18 protein-coding genes and 2 tRNA genes are annotated in these 17,235 nt (G+C 68.6%); 1 reads left to right on the top strand and 19 read right to left on the bottom strand.

The window, feature by feature from the left end; genetic code table 11:
* Positions 1–172: 172 nt before the first annotated feature.
* From MQH31_RS06390 to MQH31_RS06375, 4 genes are all read right to left on the bottom strand, one after another.
* Positions 173–844 carry an ATP-dependent Clp protease proteolytic subunit gene (locus MQH31_RS06390; protein WP_134532156.1) on the bottom strand — a complete coding sequence of 224 codons (672 nt, stop codon included), beginning with the start codon at positions 842–844 and terminating at the stop codon, positions 173–175.
* A 16-nt stretch (positions 845–860) separates the two neighbouring features.
* A complete protein-coding gene (locus tag MQH31_RS06385) occupies positions 861–1,460 on the bottom strand; it encodes an ATP-dependent Clp protease proteolytic subunit (RefSeq protein ID WP_134447888.1) in 600 nt (199 codons plus the stop codon).
* Positions 1,461–1,653: 193 nt separating this feature from the next.
* Positions 1,654–3,102: a trigger factor gene (gene tig / locus MQH31_RS06380; protein WP_134532158.1), complete on the bottom strand. Its 1,449-nt coding sequence runs from the start codon at positions 3,100–3,102 to the stop codon at positions 1,654–1,656.
* Between the two features lie 42 nt (positions 3,103–3,144).
* A tRNA-Pro gene (locus MQH31_RS06375) sits at positions 3,145–3,221 on the bottom strand.
* A 165-nt stretch (positions 3,222–3,386) separates the two neighbouring features.
* Between MQH31_RS06375 and MQH31_RS06370 the strand changes: the two genes are divergently transcribed.
* Positions 3,387–3,460: transfer RNA gene (locus tag MQH31_RS06370), tRNA-Gly, on the top strand.
* A gap of 169 nt (positions 3,461–3,629) precedes the next feature.
* Here MQH31_RS06370 and MQH31_RS20980 read toward each other — a convergent pair.
* The 15 genes from MQH31_RS20980 to MQH31_RS06295 form a co-directional block, all read right to left on the bottom strand.
* Positions 3,630–4,295 carry a DUF3761 domain-containing protein gene (locus tag MQH31_RS20980; protein WP_372488131.1) on the bottom strand — a complete coding sequence of 222 codons (666 nt, stop codon included), beginning with the start codon at positions 4,293–4,295 and terminating at the stop codon, positions 3,630–3,632.
* A gap of 360 nt (positions 4,296–4,655) precedes the next feature.
* Positions 4,656–5,399 (bottom strand): class I SAM-dependent methyltransferase, encoded by a 744-nt coding sequence (locus MQH31_RS06360; protein ID WP_243011353.1) that lies wholly within the window; start codon positions 5,397–5,399, stop codon positions 4,656–4,658.
* A 10-nt stretch (positions 5,400–5,409) separates the two neighbouring features.
* Positions 5,410–6,546 carry a hypothetical protein gene (locus tag MQH31_RS06355; RefSeq protein WP_243011352.1) on the bottom strand — a complete coding sequence of 379 codons (1,137 nt, stop codon included), beginning with the start codon at positions 6,544–6,546 and terminating at the stop codon, positions 5,410–5,412.
* A 65-nt stretch (positions 6,547–6,611) separates the two neighbouring features.
* On the bottom strand, positions 6,612–7,265 hold the full coding sequence (locus tag MQH31_RS06350) for a hypothetical protein (protein WP_243011351.1): 654 nt from the start codon (positions 7,263–7,265) through the stop codon (positions 6,612–6,614).
* Positions 7,262–8,008, bottom strand: a complete 747-nt coding sequence (locus MQH31_RS06345) for a hypothetical protein (RefSeq protein WP_243011350.1) — start codon at positions 8,006–8,008, stop codon at positions 7,262–7,264. The genes MQH31_RS06350 and MQH31_RS06345 overlap by 4 nt, the downstream gene beginning before the upstream one ends.
* On the bottom strand, positions 8,005–8,370 hold the full coding sequence (locus MQH31_RS06340; protein ID WP_243011349.1) for a PadR family transcriptional regulator: 366 nt from the start codon (positions 8,368–8,370) through the stop codon (positions 8,005–8,007). The genes MQH31_RS06345 and MQH31_RS06340 overlap by 4 nt, the downstream gene beginning before the upstream one ends.
* Before the next feature lie 51 nt (positions 8,371–8,421).
* On the bottom strand, positions 8,422–9,234 hold the full coding sequence (locus MQH31_RS06335) for a sulfite exporter TauE/SafE family protein (RefSeq protein WP_243011348.1): 813 nt from the start codon (positions 9,232–9,234) through the stop codon (positions 8,422–8,424).
* Positions 9,235–9,261: 27 nt separating this feature from the next.
* Positions 9,262–10,239 carry an L-lactate dehydrogenase gene (locus tag MQH31_RS06330; protein WP_243011347.1) on the bottom strand — a complete coding sequence of 326 codons (978 nt, stop codon included), beginning with the start codon at positions 10,237–10,239 and terminating at the stop codon, positions 9,262–9,264.
* 95 nt (positions 10,240–10,334) lie between these two features.
* Positions 10,335–11,036 (bottom strand): response regulator transcription factor, encoded by a 702-nt coding sequence (locus tag MQH31_RS06325; RefSeq protein WP_279238526.1) that lies wholly within the window; start codon positions 11,034–11,036, stop codon positions 10,335–10,337.
* Between the two features lie 64 nt (positions 11,037–11,100).
* The gene (locus tag MQH31_RS06320) at positions 11,101–12,522 is read right to left on the bottom strand and encodes a sensor histidine kinase (RefSeq protein ID WP_243011346.1); all 1,422 of its coding nucleotides are present in this window, start codon (positions 12,520–12,522) and stop codon (positions 11,101–11,103) included.
* Positions 12,523–12,629: 107 nt separating this feature from the next.
* Positions 12,630–14,111, bottom strand: coding sequence for an amidohydrolase (locus MQH31_RS06315; protein WP_243011345.1), 1,482 nt, complete (start codon positions 14,109–14,111; stop codon positions 12,630–12,632).
* A complete protein-coding gene (locus tag MQH31_RS06310; RefSeq protein ID WP_243011344.1) occupies positions 14,108–14,788 on the bottom strand; it encodes an FMN-binding negative transcriptional regulator in 681 nt (226 codons plus the stop codon). The genes MQH31_RS06315 and MQH31_RS06310 overlap by 4 nt, the downstream gene beginning before the upstream one ends.
* A gap of 37 nt (positions 14,789–14,825) precedes the next feature.
* Positions 14,826–15,848 carry an Fpg/Nei family DNA glycosylase gene (locus MQH31_RS06305; protein WP_134532181.1) on the bottom strand — a complete coding sequence of 341 codons (1,023 nt, stop codon included), beginning with the start codon at positions 15,846–15,848 and terminating at the stop codon, positions 14,826–14,828.
* A gap of 1 nt (position 15,849) precedes the next feature.
* Positions 15,850–16,383, bottom strand: a complete 534-nt coding sequence (locus MQH31_RS06300; protein ID WP_243011343.1) for a ribose-5-phosphate isomerase — start codon at positions 16,381–16,383, stop codon at positions 15,850–15,852.
* A 78-nt stretch (positions 16,384–16,461) separates the two neighbouring features.
* On the bottom strand, positions 16,462–17,064 hold the full coding sequence (locus MQH31_RS06295; RefSeq protein ID WP_134532185.1) for a mycothiol-dependent nitroreductase Rv2466c family protein: 603 nt from the start codon (positions 17,062–17,064) through the stop codon (positions 16,462–16,464).
* Between the last annotated feature and the right edge of the window lie 171 nt (positions 17,065–17,235).

Below are 17,235 nucleotides of genomic sequence, written 5' to 3'. Positions count from 1 at the left end.
CCCCCACCCCCCCCGGGGGTGGCCGGGGGGGGGGGGCGGGGGGGGGGGCCCCCGGCCCCCCCCCGCCCCCCCCCCCCCCGGGGGGGGGGGGGGGGGGGGGGGGGGCCCCCCGGGCCCCCCGCCGCGCGGGCGACAGGAGGACGGGGACCTGCCCCGTCGCGAGAGGGACCTGCTACTTGACGAGGACCGGAACGTTCTTGCGGCTCGTCAGGATCTGGTCGATCAGGCCGTATTCAAGGGCCTCGGGTGCGCCGAGGATCTTGTCGCGGTCGATGTCCTTGTGGACCTGCGCCGAGGTGCGGTTCGAGTGGTGCGCGATGGTCTCTTCGAGCCATTCGCGCATCCGCTGGATCTCCGCGGCCTGGATCTCGATGTCGGAAGCCTGGCCGCCGCCCTGTCCACCGGCTGAAGGCTGGTGGATGAGGATGCGCGCGTTCGGCAGGGCGAGGCGCTTGCCGGGTGTTCCACCGGCGAGCAGCACGGCCGCCGCGGAGGCGGCCTGACCGAGGCAGACCGTCTGGATGTGCGGACGGATGTACTGCATCGTGTCGTAGATCGCCGTCATCGCGGTGAAGGAACCACCGGGTGAGTTGATATACATCACGATGTCGCGGTCAGGGTCCTGGCTCTCGAGCACGAGGAGCTGGGCCATGACGTCGTCAGCGGATGCGTCGTCGACCTGAACGCCGAGGAAGATGATGCGGTCCTCGAAGAGCTTCGCGTAGGGGTCCTGGCGCTTGTAGCCGTACGCCGTGCGTTCTTCGAAGGTGGGGAGGATGTACCGAGACTCGGGAGCCTGCGGTGCGCGGCCACCGGCCTGGTGACCAAAATTCGTGAATTCCATGTCGTGTACGCCCGTCCTAGATCTTGTTCACTGAGTCGTCGGTGCCGCCGCCGCCGATTACTTCCGACGCGGAGCCGCGCAGGTGGTCGACGAAGCCGTAGGTCACGGCCTCCTGGGCGGTGAACCAGTTGTCGCGGTCGTTGTCGATCAGGATCTGCTCGACCGACTTACCGGTCTGCTCCGCCGTGAGTTCCGCCATCCGCTTCTTCATGTCGAGGATGACCTTGGCCTGCGTCTGGATGTCGGCCGCCGTGCCGCCGAAGCCGCCGGACGGCTGGTGCAGCAGAACCCGGGCGTTCGGTGTGATGTACCGCTTGCCCTTGGTCCCGGAGGACAGCAGGAACTGGCCCATGGATGCGGCCAGGCCGATGCCGACGGTGACGATGTCGTTCGGTACGAACTTCATCGTGTCGTAGATGGCCATGCCAGCCGTGATCGAGCCGCCGGGCGAGTTGATGTAGAGGAAGATGTCCCGCTCAGAGTCCTCTGCGGCGAGCAGCAGGATCTTGGCGCAGATCTCGTTGGCGTTCTCGTCCCGGACCTCCGAACCGAGCCAGATGATGCGGTCTTTCAGCAGTCGGTCAAAAACGCCGGGTGTTGGGGTCATATCGGCCATGTCGCGCTCCGTTTCACTTGTCGCTTGAGATTGAATCTATAGGAGCCTGAGTGCCAGAACGGCCGTGTTCGCCCTCGGCAGATTGCGTGGCTCCCCCGGGCCTGGGAACGCGCAAGGGCCGGGCGTCCTGAGACGCCCGGCCCTTGTTCGCTGGAATCAGCGGGTGCTGGCAGCGGATGCCGCGCAGCGGGTGTTACTTCTTGGCTGCGGCCTTCTTCTTCGGCTTGGCAGCGACCTCGGTGACCTCGGCGTCGTCGTCGTCAGACGCGGCGGCTGCTGCGGCTTCCGCGGCGGGGTCGACCGTGACGGCGTCGATGTCGACGTCGACGGAGGTGGTCCCGTCGGCGGCGACCTCGGGCTCGTCGCCCGCGATCGCGGTGAACTCGGCGAGATCGACGACGGCGCCGTTGCCGTCAACGACCTCCGCCTTGCCGAGGGCGATCGCGAGGGCCTTGTTGCGGGCGACCTCTGCGACCATCGACGGGATCTGGCCGTTGCCGCTGAGCGCCTGGACGAACTCGCTCGGGTCCATGCCGTACTGGGCCGCACCCTGGATCAGGTACTGGGTGAGCTCGTCCTGGCTGACCTGGACCTTCTCGGCCTCGGCGATCGTGTCGAGCAGGATCTGCTGGCGGAAGGTCTTCTCACTCGACTCGGTGACCTCGGCGCGGTGCACGTCGTCTTCGAGGCGGTTCTCGCCCTCGAGGTGACGACGCACCTCGTCCTCGATGATCGCGGCCGGGATCGGGACCTCGACGGAGGCGAGGAGCTGCTCGATGAGCAGCTCGCGGGCCTGGGTGCCCTGGCCGAAGATCTTGGAGCGCAGTGCCTGCGCCTTGAGGTCTTCCGTCAGCTCGGCGACGGTGTCGAATTCGCTGGCGATCTGCGCGAAGTCGTCGTCGACGGGGGGAAGCTCGCGCTCCTTGACGGCGAGGACCGTCACGGTGATCTCGGCGGTTTCGCCTTCGTGGTCGCCGCCCATGAGGGTGGAGTTGAAGGTCGTGGTCTCGGTGGCGCTGAGCGAGTCGAGTGCCTCGTCGATGCCGTCGATCAAGTCGCCGGTTCCGACCTCGTAGGAGATGCCGGTCGCGTTGTCGACCTCGACGTCGCCGATGGAGGCGACGAGGTCGATCTGCACGAAGTCGCCGGTCTTGGCGGGGCGGTCGACCGTGATGAGCGTGCCGAAACGGCTGCGCAGCTTGTCGAGTTCCTCGGTGACGTCCTCGTCGGTGACCTCTGCGGTGTCGACGACGAGCTTGAGGCCGGCGTATGCCGGAAGGTCGATCTCCGGGCGGACGTCAACCTCGATGGAGAGCTTGAGGTCGCCGGAGAAGTCCTTGTCGGACGGCCATTCGACGATGTCGGCCTCGGGGCGGCCGAGCGGGCGGAGCTTGTGCTCGTCGACGGCGGCGCGGTAGAAACCGTCGAGGCCTTCGTTGACGGCGTGCTCGAGGACGGCCGACTTACCGACGCGCTGGTCGATGATGGGCGGCGGAACCTTGCCCTTGCGGAAGCCGGGGATGTTGATGTCTTCGGCAATGTGACCGTATGCGTGGGTGATGCTGGGCTTCAGCTCCTCCGGGGTCACCGAAATGGTGACCTTGGCGCGCGTGGGGCTCAGCTTTTCGACCGTGGACTTCACGTGGGTTATCTCCTGTGTTCGATCTGGTTCAGAGGGGGGTGATGGTCGGGGCGACAGGATTCGAACCTGCGACCTCTCGGCCCCAAACCGAGCGCTCTACCAAGCTGAGCTACGCCCCGGATTTGTCTCAACCCGTTGGAGTCAGCCTGACGCCACGCAGGTGCACGCGACAGCGGATTGACCTCGGTAAGTCTACTGCACCGACCGGATGCCCACGGCCGGTTCGCGTACGCGAGGTCGCCGTGACTGTACTAGGGTATTTGAGTGCGCAGTTCGGCACTCATGGGGATGTAGCTCAATGGTAGAGCCTCAGTTTTCCAAACTGATGGCGCGGGTTCGATTCCCGTCATCCCCTCCATTTAGGTCGATCCTGCTGCGATGCTCACTGGACTTTGCGTCCTCGTTCCGGGTCAATTCTCCAACGCTCCCCGGTCACCAAGATCGTCATGCCGCGTATGAACTCGTCTGCGACTCCTGTGTACGTAGCTCCTTCCTCTTGACGGCTACGCTTGCCAAATCTTGTCGGCTTACTTATACCAAACGGAAACGCCGCCGTGGTGAGAACAGGCACCTTGGTGGTGGGCAGCGAATGAGAGACTCCCGTCACTACATAAGGCCGTGGCTCCGTCGCCCTGGACCGCAGGGGCCGCAGGCTCTGGTGCAGGTGCAGGTGCAGGAGCAGGAGCAGGAGCAGGAGCAGGAGCAGGAGCAGGAGCAGGAGCAGGAGCAGGAGCAGGAGCGGGCGTCGCTGCAGGCGCCTGGTCCAAGGTCAACGTTACAGTCGATCCCTCGTTTACCTTCGTGCCCGCAGCAGGAGACTGGACGGTGACAACCATTCCCGTCGCGTCAGATATCTCCTTGCCTGCTGGATTAGCGAATTTCACGACATATCCCGCTGCAACCAGCGCCCTGCTTGCGTCTGATCCATTCGAGGATGTGAGATTCCCGAGTTGATGGATTCGGATTGGCAAGACCGTCGGTGTCGGTGAGGCCGTTGCTACCGGCGCGGCCTGCGGGGTCGACGAGGGAGGGACGTGCCCTGCATTGTAGATACCGGATCCCAGCACCAACACGAACAGTGAACCTACAAGAACACCGGTAGCCACTCGTCTGGACTTCGGCAGTCGAATCCACGTCGAACGACGCGTGATCACGGCATAGATGGATGTGACGAGTCCAGTGAGGCCGAGCATCGTCAAAAACGAACCAAAACCGCCGGAAACGGAACAGATCAGCAGGAAGAATGCAACGACTCCACCGATGACCCAACTAGAAAGTGAGTAACTCGGGCCACGAACGACTCTCCCAGACTCCCCGGCGAGATTCGGATTTTCACCCTGATCAGATGTAGGTTCGCTGCTCTTCACGTGATTCCCCCGTTTGCGGTCTGGCCAGAGACTATCTGATAGGAAACTCACAGAGTCGATAAGTCAGGAATTGCGCCTAGGAAGTGGGGAATTCCCCCGCAACTGTTGCCAGAACGGACCGCTGTGGCCACCGCCGCGGCAACAGGTGTCCGTTGCGGCCACAGTTACGACGGATGCCCGGCGCGGTCAGATGCGGATGGTCCTCGTGCACCGCGTCACGTAGGGCAGGACGATGTCCTCGCGGCCTGCGAGGTCAGGATGTGTGTCCATCAGTCGCTGCACGCTCGCGAGGAGCACGGCCCACTCTCCGGCGGGCATCGTGATCACGTAGCTACGGGACGCGACCAGGTCCAGCAGTGCACTCCGGTCGAGGTGGTGCGACCACTCGAAGTCCGCCCGTTCGATGGGCGCGAAGGCGGTCCCGACATCCGGCCTCTCGCCGTTCAGGTCGATTTCATCGCCCCGACGCATCAGGCTCCCCAGCCGGGCGACCCAGTCCTCCCGGTCATCGCGGATGTTCCAGAGCAGCCCGAGGGTCCCCCGCGGCGTGAGCACGCGTGCCGCCTCGGGCGCCGCCCGCGCCACGTCGACCCAGTGCCACGCCTGAGCGACGAGTACGGCGTCCACGGACCCGTCCTCGAGCGGGATGGCTTCCGCCGTTCCGGCGAGGGCCCGGATCCCGGGGAGCTGCCGCGCGAGTTCGGCACGCATGCCGTCCGACGGTTCGACGGCGACCACGTCCAGGTTCCGCTCGACCAGCTGACGGGTGAGCTTGCCGGTGCCCGCACCCAGGTCGAGCACGCGCCGGGCGCCGGGCGGCAGCATCCACTCGATGGCTGCAGCGGGATAGGACGGGCGTCCGCGCTCGTATTCGGCGGCGGCGGACCCGAAGGAGTTCGCCTGGGCCGAGCGGATGCTGGGATCGGTCATCGGTCGTGTCCTACCGGTTCGCGAGGTAGTTGGCCAGGGCTGTCGCAGCGAGCGTCTTCGTGCCGTCCAGGCTGCCGGTCGGCTGCGCGTACTGCTTGACGAGCACCCAGGCGTCGCCGGAGAGCACGTCGACCTCGCAGGTGTCCCCGCCGCAGCCGGCGTACGCCTCATCGCCCAGCCCGGTCAGCGCATCGAACCGGATGCTGGAGTTCGCCCGGTTCGGCGGTGACGCTCGCCACACCGATGCGGCGCCCGGCAGCACGGTCACGAGCACACCGCCGGAGAGTGCCCCGGCGTCCGTACTCGACCAACCGCAGTGGAGAAGGCCTGACCGGCTTTCTGCGACCGGCTGAATGCCCGATGTGTACGTTCCGGGCACTTCAGAATCGGTCGACTGGGACTCCGCCATGCCAACGGCATCCGCGAGGTCGGCCGGGGCGAGCAGAGCGTCACAGCCCAGGCGCTTGAGGGGCGTCGCCGCCGGCACCGCGTCCGCGGCCTGAACGGCCGCCACCACGGTGCGAGCGAACGCCATGAAGCTCTCCTCGGTGGGTTGCGGGCTCACGGAGGCATTGACCCAGGTTGTTCCGACCAGGATCTCGGCCCGGCAGGAATCGTGCTCCGGCGGGTGGCAGGCCACGTACGCCGTGTCTCCGAGGTCGACGGGGTGCAGTCCCCGCAGGCCGTCGTCGGTATCGGGTTCACTCGCGGTGAACTCGGCGGCGGCGTTCGGCAGCACCCGGACGCTCACGCGCGGCAGCATCCGGCTGCCGTCGTCCGTCAGCCTTCCCGTCCCGTTGTCCGGGGCCGACCAGCTGCAGTCGACCAGGCCGCCGAGGGCGACGGCCGCGTCTTGCATGATGATCTGGGTGGCGCCGCCATTCGGCTGCTGCTCGGCGGCGGCCTGCGCGGACGGGTCGAAGAGGCTGTTCGCCGGGAGTCCGAGCCCGGCCGCCGCGCGCTCAACGGGAAGGACGAGCCCACAGTCGAGCGCGACGGGCGCGGCCGTCGCCGTCGCAGACGGCGCCGGCGAGGCGCCCGGTGACGACGGAACGGCGGAGCCCAGGCTGCACCCGGAGAGCACCAGCACCGAGGCCAGTGCCCAGGTCAGTGTTGCGGAACGGGCCAGTGCCGAAGTTCGCGTCATCGTGTGTATTCCCCCTCGATCAACCTAGTCCGCGCGCGACGAGGCGAGCGTGCGCCACGAGTTCGTCAGTGCGCGTTGTCGTTGCCCATGACGTGGACGGCCTGCCCCCAGCAGCCGGCGTCCTCCCAGTGGTAGTCGGCGCCACCGCCGCTGTTCCCGTTCAGGGCCAGCCGGGCAGCCGTCCGTTCCGACGCCGGGAGAGTTTCTTCCCACATCACCGGCAGTTCCGTCGAGTGCCGCTCCCAGTACGGCAGGAACGTGTAGATGTAGCCCTTCTGCTTCATGCAGGCGGCCGTGATCGTCATCGTCTCGATCCATTCCCTGCCGTTGGCCTGTTCGTCTGGCGGCAGCGCGGTGAATGCGGCCGCTCTCAACCAGCCGTCCACGATCGCAGCGTCTTCTCCGGTGGATGCCGATGCGGACGTCGCCGACACGTCGGGCGTCTCCGCCGCACCGGGGGCTTCCGCCGCACCGGCCGTTTCCGCAGCACCGGGCAGGACCGCCGGCGCCGGCAGGGCCGCCGTGCCGGCACTCGTGCCGACGGCGGGAGCCGCCAGGGCCCCGCCCGTGGGAGCCATGGTCGGCGGACCGGCCGCATCCGCCTGATGCGTCGGGACGGGATTGAGCGTCGCTGCCGCCCCCATGCCGAACAGTGCCAGGGACACGGCCAGCAGGGCGGACCCGAGGAGGGCGACACCGAGCGCGATTCTTTTCTTCATGACTCCTGCTTTCCGAGCGTGACGCGGCCGACAGAGTCGCCGGAGGGGACCGACCGGCGTGCGGGCCACCACCAGATGGCCGCGGCCGCGAAGAACAGCGTGAGGCCGGCAATCACGCCCGTGCTGGCGAGGTCCCACGCGGGCATGGAATACGTCAGCGCTCCCACCGTCGCGCTGAGGGAGTAGAGCTGGTACAGCCCGAAATGCACGAGACCGAAACTGGAGATCGCCATGCCCAGCGAGCCCCAGAACCGGGTCCGCGGCCGTGCCAGGAGAACGACGCCGGCGCCGGAGATCACGGTGAACAGCGCGACAGTGATCGCGGTAGCGGAACCCGGTCGGATATCGCCCGCGACCGTGCTGATCGCGATCCGGGAAAGTACGAAGACACCCCACGCGAGCTGGGCGGATGCGACGAGGAGCACAAGCGAGGCGGCAACGCCCTCGAGGCGGCGGGCACGATACGCCACCGGTTCGGCCAGCGCGAGACGCCGCCGCTGGGCTCGCCTCCAGCTGAGGTCGGCGGGAGCGCCCCGCAGCGCCCGGCTGAGAATGGCCCGCGCGGCCGCGCGCGGCGTGGTCCCCACTTCGTCGGCCCAGACCGCGTGTTCATAGAGGTCGGACGCCAGTTCGTCGCGCCGGCCCCCTGCCACCTGGTCATCGACCTCACGGGTGTACCACGAGCACCAGCGCGAGACGCGGGACACCGCGTGGTGATACGGCATCGAATTCAGGACGCTCATGCGAGGGCCCCGCCGAGTGCACTTCGCCGAATGCCGGCCGGACGAGGGTCCGGGATTGCCTGCGCGCTCGCGAGCGCAAGCGCACCTTCCGCCGTCACCGTGTACAACCGGCGGCGAGGCCGCCCGTCCGACGCGGCGAGAGCGGGATCCTCCCAGACCGCCTCCAGAATTCCCGCCTCGGTCATCCTGGACAGCGCCTTGTACAGCGTGCCGTGCGCCGTCAGCGCCGCGCCATCGCGTGAGGACAGCTCCTTCGCCAGGGCGAAGCCGTAGAAGTGTCCCGCGCTGGCTTGCAGCGCGAGGCCGTTCTCGAGGATCTCCAGTTCGAGCGGGAAGAGGCTGCCTGGTCTTCTGCGGGTCATGCTCCAACTATAGGAAGATAGCTTCCCATTGAGTAGCCCCCGTTCGGGCGGTCAGGAGTTCAGCAGCAGGTTGGCCAGAGCGACAACGCCGACGGTCACGATGATGGCACGCAGGAGCGCGGGCGGCAGGCGCCGCCCGACCCGGGCACCGAGGAGACCGCCGAGGCCGGCACCGACGGTGATGAGGCCGACGACGGCCCAGTCGATGGACTCGCGCGCGAACAGGATGAAGACGATCGAGGCCATCAGGTTGACGCCGGTGACGAGGAGGTTCTTGACGGCGTTGACCGAGCCAAGGGAGACGGTGGTCAGGATGCCGAGGGCCCCGACAACGAGGATCCCCTGGGCCGCGCCGAAGTAGCCGCCGTAGACGCCGAGGACGAAGATGGTGGCGATGATCCCGAGGCGCCGACCAGGACCACCGGGGATGCCGGCCGCCTGATCCGGCTCGGCCGGGGCATCCGCTGCGCTGGATCTCGTGGTGCGTGCGGCGACCCGGCCCTGAATCCACGGCCCGATCGCGACGAGGATGATCCCGACCAGGATGAGGACCGGAACGATCGCTTTGAACGCACTGCTGGGCAGGACGAGCAGCAGGGTGGCGCCGGCGAGGCCGCCTGCCAGGGCGACCGGGAGCAGCGCAAGCGCGAAACCGCGATGAGCGGCGATTTCGCGTCGGTAGCCGATCGTGCCCGCGACGCCGCCGGCCACGAGGCCCAGGTTGTTGGAGACGTTGGCGACGAGCGGCGGGTATCCGAGGAGCACGAGGATCGGAAACGTGATGAGGGTGCCAGAGCCGACGACGACGTTGATCATGCCCGCGGCGAAACCCGCCGCGGCGATCGCTATTGCCTCTGGCCACATGCCTCCCACCGTAGCGGGGGCCGCGCCCTACTTGAGGCCGAGGGTGTCGAGCGTCGCCCGCAGGGTGTCTGCCGAATGCTGGAACAGGGCCTGTTCGCTGTCGGAGAACGGCACTTCGATCACCTGGGACACGCCCTCCGCGTTCACGACGGTCGGCACGGAGAGGGCGACGTTGCTTACTCCGCGGTAGTCGGTCAGCACCGAGCTGATCGGGAGCACGGCGCCCTCGTCGCGCAGCACGGCCTCGACGATCCTCGCGCCGGAGAGCCCGATCGCGTAGTTCGTGGCGCCCTTGCCCGCGATCACCCGGTACGCGGCGGTCTTGACGTCTTCGGTGATGGCCGCGAACTCGGCCTCCGAGAACTTCGCGCGTCCGTTGGTGACGGGAGAGATGTCGTCCGCGACCCACTGGTCGAGGGAGATCGGGCCGACCCTCGCCTGTGACCAGAGCGGGAACTCGGAGTCGCCGTGCTCGCCGACGATCGTGGCGTGCACGTTGGCGATGGCCACACCGACGCGGTGCGCGAGCAGCCAGCGCAACCGGGAGGAGTCGAGGACGGTGCCGGAGCCGAACACCCGGCTGGACGGGAGTCCGCTGAAGTGCAGGGCGGCATAGGTCAGGATGTCGCACGGGTTCGTCACGATCATGTAGACCGCGTCGGGGGCGCGCTTGATGAGCTTGGGCATCAGCTCGCGCAGGATCCCGACGTTGACGCCGGACATCTCGAGGCGGGACTGGCCGGGGTGCTGCCGGGCGCCGGCGGTGATCACGACCATGTTGGCGTCCGTGATCATGTCGAGGTCCGCGCCGCCCGACACGCAGGAGGCGCCGGTGAACTGGGTGCCGTGGGCGAGGTCGAGTACTTCGGCCTCGACCTTGGGTTCGTTGATGTCGTAGAGCACCACTTCGCGGGCCGACTGGCGGATCAGGGAGGCGTAGGCGAGGGAGGTGCCGACGGCTCCCGCCCCGATGATGGCCAGTTTGGAATTCTCGATTGCGCTCATGCTTCCAGTCTGCTCGCACCCGGACGGCTTCGCACCCGTTTCGTCAGATTAAACCGAATTATCTGCGTTCAATCTGCGCCCGGGTCGGTGAAGGTTCAGTGGCGCAGGAAGGCGAGGACCGCGAGCACCCGGCGGTGGTCGGTGCCGGAGTCGTCGAGACCGAGTTTCTGGAAGATCGCGGTGACGTTCTTCTCGACGGCCCCGACGCCGATCACGAGCCGGGAGGCGATGCTGACGTTGGTGCGGCCCTCGGCCATCAGACCGAGCACGTCCCGTTCCCGGGGAGTGAGTCTCGCGAGCGGGTCGATGCGGCGAGCCAGCAGCTCGCGGACCACCTGCGGGTCGAGGACCGTTCCGCCGGCGTGGATCCGCAGCACGGCGTCCTGGAGTTCGTCGAGGGAGGCGACGCGGTCCTTGAGCAGGTAGCCGAGTCCCCCGCTGCCGGCCGCGAGCAGTTCGTGCGCGTAGGTGGCCTCGACGTACTGGCTGAGCAGCAGGATGCCGATCCCGGGCAGCCGGCGACGGAGCTCGAGCGCCGCGCGCACTCCCTCGTCCCGGAAAGTGGGCGGCATGCGCACGTCGAGCACGGCGACGTCCGGCCTGAGCCGATCGACCTCGGCGAGCAGCGCGTCCGCGTCCCCGTATGCGGCCACGCAGTCGAAGCCGGCTTCGTCGAAGAGCCGCACGAGCCCCTCCCGGAGCAGCACGGAGTCCTCGGCGAGAACGAGCCGGAGCGGCGCCTCGGTCGCTCCGGGTCCGTTCGCGGGGGCATCCGCCGGCGACGGCGACGGCGACAGTGCCGGTGACAGAGGCTGCGAAAGGGCGGATGCTGCGTGGATCTGCTCAGGCGTTCTCACCCGTTCAGGATACGGCGATCGAGGCCGGGACCGTCTCCGTGAGCGGGATGTGCGCGCCGACGGCGGTGGGTCCGCCGACCGGGCTGTCGATCGACAGGAGACCCCGCAGACCGCGCAGGCGTTCGTCGAGGCCCCGCAGTCCGTGCGAGTCGACGAAGACCGCGCCGCCCACACCGTTGTCGATCACCCAGAGGTCGAGCCAGGTGGTGTCGTCGTCCGGCACCCGGCGCAGGGCGAGGTGCAGGCGGATGCCGGTGGCGCGGGAGTGCTTGGCGGCGTTCGTCAGGAGCTCGGCCGCGATGAAATACGCGCTCCGTTCGATCTCGGAGGGCAGCCGCAGTCCCGGCTCGAGCTGGAGTTCGAGCGCGACGGGGATGGTGCTTCTGGCGGCGAGGGACTCGAGGGCGACGGTGAGGCCGCGGTCCTGCAGGATCGGCGGGACGAGCCCGCGGGAGAGCGCCCTGAGTTCTTCGAGGGTGTCGCGGGCCTGCTCACGGGCCTCGGCGAGCAGCGCCCTGGCGGCGGTCGGATCGGTCTCGAGTTTGCGTTCGGCGCTTGCGAGGTCCATCTGCAGGCGGACGAGGCGCTGCTGGGGACCGTCGTGGATGTCGCGTTCGAGGCGGCGGAGGCCGCGGTCCTCTGCGACGACGGCCGCGCCGCGGGACGCGCTCAGGTCGGCGACCTCGCGGGTGAGCGCCTCTGAACGCCAGGCGCCGAGCATTCCCTGGCCGATGAACCGGTGCACGATCAGGAGGCCACGGGTGACGTAGGGCAGCGTCGCGAGGAAGGCGAGACCGAGCGCGAGTTCGAGCAGGCTCTCGACCAGGTACGGGCTGCTGACGCCCTGGTTGCCGGGGACGATCAGCTCAACCAGGCGGAGGAACCCGGATCTGTTCCCCTGATCCTGCGGGATCGACCAGCCCCACGCCCAGTAGGTGACTCCGCCGAGGGCGACCGAGAGCCAGACGACGGTGATGGTCCAGCTCACGACGGAGACCACGAAGTTCACGACGAGGCCGTGCAGGAGGTAGAGCCAGTAGTGGCCCCCGACGAGCGGGCCCAGTACCGTCCGGAGCGGCGTGACCGGTTCGCCGTTGCGTTCCCAGAGGGGCGGCCGGATGGCGGGCTGGCCGGCCCAGCGCAGCCGGGTGATCTCGACGATGCCGAAGCCGCGGGCCGCGTAGAGCGCGGCGACGATCAGGAAGAGGCCGACGAAGATCGCGACCATGCCGACGCCCGTGAAGAAGACGGTGCTCAGCACGCTCAGGGCGATGACGGCGACGGGCAGGGTGAGAATCAGGAAGCCAAGCTCGCTGGGCACCGATCGCCACAGGCCGCCGTATCCGGCGCGTTCGTTCCGAAAGGTCTGCACGGTCTCCAGACTGCCAGATTCGCTGGACTGCGGGACGGTTGTGGTGGTGGTCATGGTGTCCTCCTCTGTGGATGACTCCAGCCTCGCGTCCGCCGGCTCACGCTCCCATCCGGCCCACGCCCCAATCGCTGCGGGGGTAAACCCCCGCAGCGCCGGGAACGTCAGAGCGCGCGGTGGGTGAACCGGCCGCCGAGCAGGGTCGCGGCGACGCTCATCCGCCTGAGGTCGTCGAGGGAGGCGGCGAAGGGGTCGGTCTCGCACACGGCGAGGTCGGCGGGGTCGCCGATCGCGACCCGGTGCCTGCCCCTGGCGGATGCCGCGAGCGCGGCCTGGCGGGACACGCCCTGTTCGGGGTGCCAGGCTTCGCGACCGTCCCTGGTGCGTCCGACCGCAGCGGCGATGCCGACCCAGGGATCGAGCGGCGCGACGGGCGCGTCGGAGCCGAGGGCGAGTCGAGCCCCGGCGCGGAGCAGGCTCGCGAGCATGAAGGCCCGGTCGGTGCGGCCGGCCCAGTAGCGGTCCGCGACGTCGCGGTCGTCGACGGCGTGTTCCGGCTGCACGCTCGCGACGACGCCGAGGGACGCGAACCGGGCGACGTCGGCGCGGCTGAGCAGCTGGGCGTGTTCGATGCTGCCCGCGCAACCGAGGGTCTCGAACGCGTCGAGGGCGATCCGGTTCGCCCGGTCTCCGATCGCGTGCACGGCGGGACGGATGCCGGACTCGCTCGCGAGGCGCATCCAGCGGAGCAGGTCGTCGGGTGCCACGCTCAGCACGCCGTGGGCGTCCGCGCCGGTGAGCCCCGGGTAGTCGTCGAAGCAGTACGCGGTGCGGGTGTTGAGCGAACCGTCGGTGATGACCTTGTACGGGCCGACGGCGAGCAGACCGCCGGTTCCGGCGATGACGGCGCCGGAGCGGAGACCCTCGGCGACGGCGCGCTCGAGGTGCTCGGTATAGATGCCGAACTCGACCCGGAGCGAATCGGTGCCTGCGGCGATGCGGCGGCACCAGACGTCGAGGTTCCAGACCATTTCGAGGTCGACGATGCCGACGACACCGCGGGTCGCGGCGACCCGGGCCGCCTCGTCCGCCCAGGTGTCGCTGACCGCGTCCGGCACGGAGTCGAGTGCCCGTTCGACCGCGAAGGCGTCCTCCTCGCGGAGCAGCCCGGTGGGGTGGTCTGCGAGTCCGCGGGAGGCGAGGGCAGCGGAGTTGAGCCAGACGCTGTGCAGGTCGCCGCTGACGAGGACGACGGGAACCGGTCCGGACACGGCGTCGAGGACGGCCCGGCCCGGGGCATCCGGCCAGAGCCCGTCGCGGAAGCCGAACCCGATCAGGGTCTCCCCCGGTGCGATCCGTGGGATGCGCCCGGAGACGATGCGAGCTGCCTCGGCGGCGCTCGCGGCGGCGGATACGTCGAGGCGGCGCGCGAGCTGTGCCCACTGGGTGAAGTGCACGTGGTTGTCCCACAGGCCGGGGATCAGCCAGCGCTCGCCGAGGTCGATCGACTCGACCGCCGGGCCGTCGCCGCGCTCGCCGCCGAGGAACCCGAGTCTCCGTACCCTGCCGTCGACGATCTCGACATCGGTGAGTTCGTCGCTCCCGGGAAGGCGGGCGTTGCGGAGGACGAGCGGATCGGTGCTCATGCGTGGTCTCCGGACCGGGCGGCGCTTGCGGGCCGCTCGTGGGCGCGCCGCATCTCGGCGGCGAGGGCGGGGCTCGCGTACGGGCCCGTCCCCTCGAGTTCGCCGATGATGCGGTCGACGGTCTCGGCGGGCTTGTTCTGGCTGAGTTTGCTCTTAGCGATCACCCGGGTGACCCGGAGGCGGAGTCCGACGGTACCGGCCGAGATCCGGTCGGCATACGCCGAGTTCGCCGCAGTGCCGTGCAGGCGGCGCGGTTCCGGCATGCGGTCCTCGAAGTGGTCGACGAGCCGGTCGAGCACCAGGAGGTTCTCCTCGGCGCTGAGGATTTCCGGCGTGCCGTAGAGGTGCGCGGTGACGAAGTTCCAGGTCGGCACGGCCGGGTTGGCGTCGTACCAGCCCGGGGACACGTACCCGTGCGGGCCCTGGATGATCACGAGCATCTCGTGCTGACCGAGCTCGTGCAGTTGCTCGTCGGGACGACCAACATGGGTGACCAGCACGAGCTCGCCGGAATCGGCATCCGTTCCTGCAACGGACTCGTCGATGAGCATCGGGTAGTGCGACGCGACGAGATCACCCGTGCTGGTGTGGCTGACGAGGGTGGCCCACGGGTTCTCCCGGATCAGCCGCCGGATCTCGGCGGGATCGGTGAGCTCGAAGCTGGGGGTGTGGCGCATGTCGCGTCCTGTCTGTCTCGCGGGCGGAGGGGGGTCTTCAGGCCTGGCAGGTCGGGCACCAGTAGAGCTTGCGGGCGCCCATCTCCTCGAGCAGGATATGGGTGCCGCAGACCCGGCAGGGCAGGCCCTCGCGTTTGTAGACCCAGTGCCGGTCGGCACGGTTCTTCATCGCGAGCACCCAGTCGGCCCTCGCGAGGTCGTCCATGGTCATCATCTGGCCGGTTTCGACGCCGATCGTCAACAGGTGCGCCCAGTCCCGCCAGAGTCCGCGCACGGTGTCCTCGGCGAGGCTCTTGCCCGGCGCGTGCGGATTGACCCCGGCCCGGAACAGCAGTTCGGCGCGATAGACGTTGCCGATGCCGCTGACCACGGACTGGTCCATCAGGAGCAGCCCGATCGGGGTCGGCTTGCGGCGCACGACGGCCGTGAAACGGTCCTCCGCCGCGGCACTGTCATCGAGCAGCGGGTCGGGGCCGGCCTTGTCGATCACGGCCTGCACCTCTGCGGCGTCGAGCACCTGGCAGGCTGTGGGCCCGCGCAGATCTGCGCACACCGTGTCGGTGAGCAGGCGCACGCGCACCTGGCCGACCGGTTCGGGCGGGAAGGTCTCGAGCCGATCGATCTCCTTCTCCTGCTCGGCCATCCGCACCCGGGTGCGCCGGGGAGCGCCGATGCTCCGCAGCGAGTTCTCCCCCGCGGAGTCGAGGACGGCGTCGGCCGCCTGGCTCTCGGTGGTTCCGGATCCGGTCCCGAGCTCGGTGCCGCGCTGGTTGGTCTGGCCCATCCGGCCGTTTGCGGATGCGATCGTGGGGTCCATCAGGATCTCTCCGGCGAAATCCCAGGCGCCGTACATGCCCAGGTGCACCCGCAGCCACAGCCCGTTGTCGAATTCGAGGAACATCTGCTTGCCGACGGCACGCGCCTGGGTCATCACGTGCCCGTCGAGCACGGCGGCACCCTCGACGAAGCGGCCCTGCGGCGAGGACAGCTGCACCCGGCGGCCCACGAAGTTACGCGCGAACTGCCGGGCGATCCTGTGGACGGAATGACCCTCTGGCACGTCAGCGCGCGCTGCGGGCGGGGTCGAGGCGGGCCGGGTCGACGCCGGCCGGATCGACGCTCGCCCCCGCGATGGACCGGGTGGTCTCGTATTCGAAAAGCTGGCGGATGCGCCGCGCGTGACGTTCCTCTCCGGTGAACGGTTCGGCGATGAACGCGTCGATGAAGGAAGTCGCCTCCTCGATCGTGTGTTGGCGGGCGCCGATCGAGATCACGTTCGCGTTGTTGTGCTCGCGTGCGAGCCGGGCGATGTCGAGGTTCCAGACCAGCGCGGCACGGGCGCCGACGACCTTGTTCGCGGCAATCTGCTCACCGTTGCCCGACCCGCCGAAGACGACACCGAGCGCGTCGACCCCCGCGGCCTGGTCGTCGACGACCGCCTGGGCCGCGTTGATGCAGAAGGACGGGTAGTCGTCGAGCGGGTCGAAGCTCGTGGGTCCGTGGTCGACGACCTCGTGGCCGGCCTTGGTCAGGTGACCGACGAGGTAACGGCTGAAATCGAGCCCGGCATGGTCGGTGGCGAGGTGAATGCGCATGCCCCCATACTATTTCCCGTGCTGTGCCCGCGCCGTCGTGTGCCCGCGCCGTCCTGTGCCAGCGCCGCCGGCATCCGCTCAGTCGAAGATCGGACCGACCGTGCGCGTGCGCTTCATCTCGAAGAAGCCGGGATATGCGGCCACCGCGACGACGCCGTCCCACAGCTTCGTGGCGGCCTCGCCCCGCGGAGTCGGCGAGAGGACCGGCCCGAAGAAGGCGACGTCGTTCACCGCGATGACCGGGGTGCCGACGTCCTGGCCAACCCGGCGCATCCCGTCGAAGTGGCTTGCACGCATCTCGGGGTCGTAGTGCTCGCTGTCCGCCCAGGCGGCGAAGGAGGCGGGGAGGCCGACCTCGGCGAGCGCCGCCGGGATGACTTCGTCGGCGTTCGTGTTGCCGCCGGGGTGGATCCGGGTGCCGAGCGCGTCGTAGAGGGCCTTCACCGTGGCCTGGCCGTGCAGCTCCTGCGCAGCCTGCACGAGGCGGGTGTACCGGAGTGCCCGGGGGAAGAACGCGGCGTACTCTTCGCTCACGTCGTTGTCCTCGTTGAGCACCGCGAGGCTCATCACGTTCCAGGTGACGTCGAGGTCACGCTGAGAGGCCACCTCATCCACCCAGCGGGAGGTCATCCAGGCCCAGGGGCAGGAGGGGTCGAACCAGAACTTCACGGTATCGGTCATCGCACCAGCCTAAAGGCACGGATGCCCGCATTCGGTCGCTCTGGCAAGGCGAAGAAACCCCTGCCCAGCGTCGATATCCCGCCGCAAAGTTCGGTTTGACGGCTTTTTCGCGCTAAAATTGCTGTTTATGCCCGAAAAGGGGCAGCTCCACGTCGCGAGCAAGTGATCTCC

Source organism: Cryobacterium zhongshanensis (genome assembly GCF_022760445.1).
Lineage (GTDB): Bacteria > Actinomycetota > Actinomycetes > Actinomycetales > Microbacteriaceae > Cryobacterium > Cryobacterium algoricola.
The sequence above is the reverse complement of the archived record's forward strand: the minus strand, read 5'-3'. Positions and strand labels throughout refer to the sequence as shown.

What these genes read in the sequence shown, in the direction of transcription:
- MQH31_RS06345 (WP_243011350.1), bottom strand. Translation starts at nt 8,008, where the DNA reads ATGAGCGTCCTGAATTCGATGCCGTATCACCACGCGGTGTCCCGCGTC.
- MQH31_RS06295 (WP_134532185.1), bottom strand. Translation starts at nt 17,064, where the DNA reads ATGACCGATACCGTGAAGTTCTGGTTCGACCCCTCCTGCCCCTGGGCC.
- MQH31_RS06300 (WP_243011343.1), bottom strand. Translation starts at nt 16,383, where the DNA reads ATGCGCATTCACCTCGCCACCGACCATGCCGGGCTCGATTTCAGCCGT.
- MQH31_RS06360 (WP_243011353.1), bottom strand. Translation starts at nt 5,399, where the DNA reads ATGACCGATCCCAGCATCCGCTCGGCCCAGGCGAACTCCTTCGGGTCC.
- MQH31_RS06310 (WP_243011344.1), bottom strand. Translation starts at nt 14,788, where the DNA reads ATGCGCCACACCCCCAGCTTCGAGCTCACCGATCCCGCCGAGATCCGG.
- MQH31_RS06385 (WP_134447888.1), bottom strand. Translation starts at nt 1,460, where the DNA reads ATGGCCGATATGACCCCAACACCCGGCGTTTTTGACCGACTGCTGAAA.
- MQH31_RS06390 (WP_134532156.1), bottom strand. Translation starts at nt 844, where the DNA reads ATGGAATTCACGAATTTTGGTCACCAGGCCGGTGGCCGCGCACCGCAG.
- MQH31_RS06320 (WP_243011346.1), bottom strand. Translation starts at nt 12,522, where the DNA reads ATGACCACCACCACAACCGTCCCGCAGTCCAGCGAATCTGGCAGTCTG.
- MQH31_RS06340 (WP_243011349.1), bottom strand. Translation starts at nt 8,370, where the DNA reads ATGACCCGCAGAAGACCAGGCAGCCTCTTCCCGCTCGAACTGGAGATC.
- MQH31_RS06355 (WP_243011352.1), bottom strand. Translation starts at nt 6,546, where the DNA reads ATGACGCGAACTTCGGCACTGGCCCGTTCCGCAACACTGACCTGGGCA.
- MQH31_RS06315 (WP_243011345.1), bottom strand. Translation starts at nt 14,111, where the DNA reads ATGAGCACCGATCCGCTCGTCCTCCGCAACGCCCGCCTTCCCGGGAGC.
- MQH31_RS06330 (WP_243011347.1), bottom strand. Translation starts at nt 10,239, where the DNA reads ATGAGCGCAATCGAGAATTCCAAACTGGCCATCATCGGGGCGGGAGCC.
- MQH31_RS06350 (WP_243011351.1), bottom strand. Translation starts at nt 7,265, where the DNA reads ATGAAGAAAAGAATCGCGCTCGGTGTCGCCCTCCTCGGGTCCGCCCTG.
- MQH31_RS20980 (WP_372488131.1), bottom strand. Translation starts at nt 4,295, where the DNA reads ATGCTCGGCCTCACTGGACTCGTCACATCCATCTATGCCGTGATCACG.
- MQH31_RS06335 (WP_243011348.1), bottom strand. Translation starts at nt 9,234, where the DNA reads ATGTGGCCAGAGGCAATAGCGATCGCCGCGGCGGGTTTCGCCGCGGGC.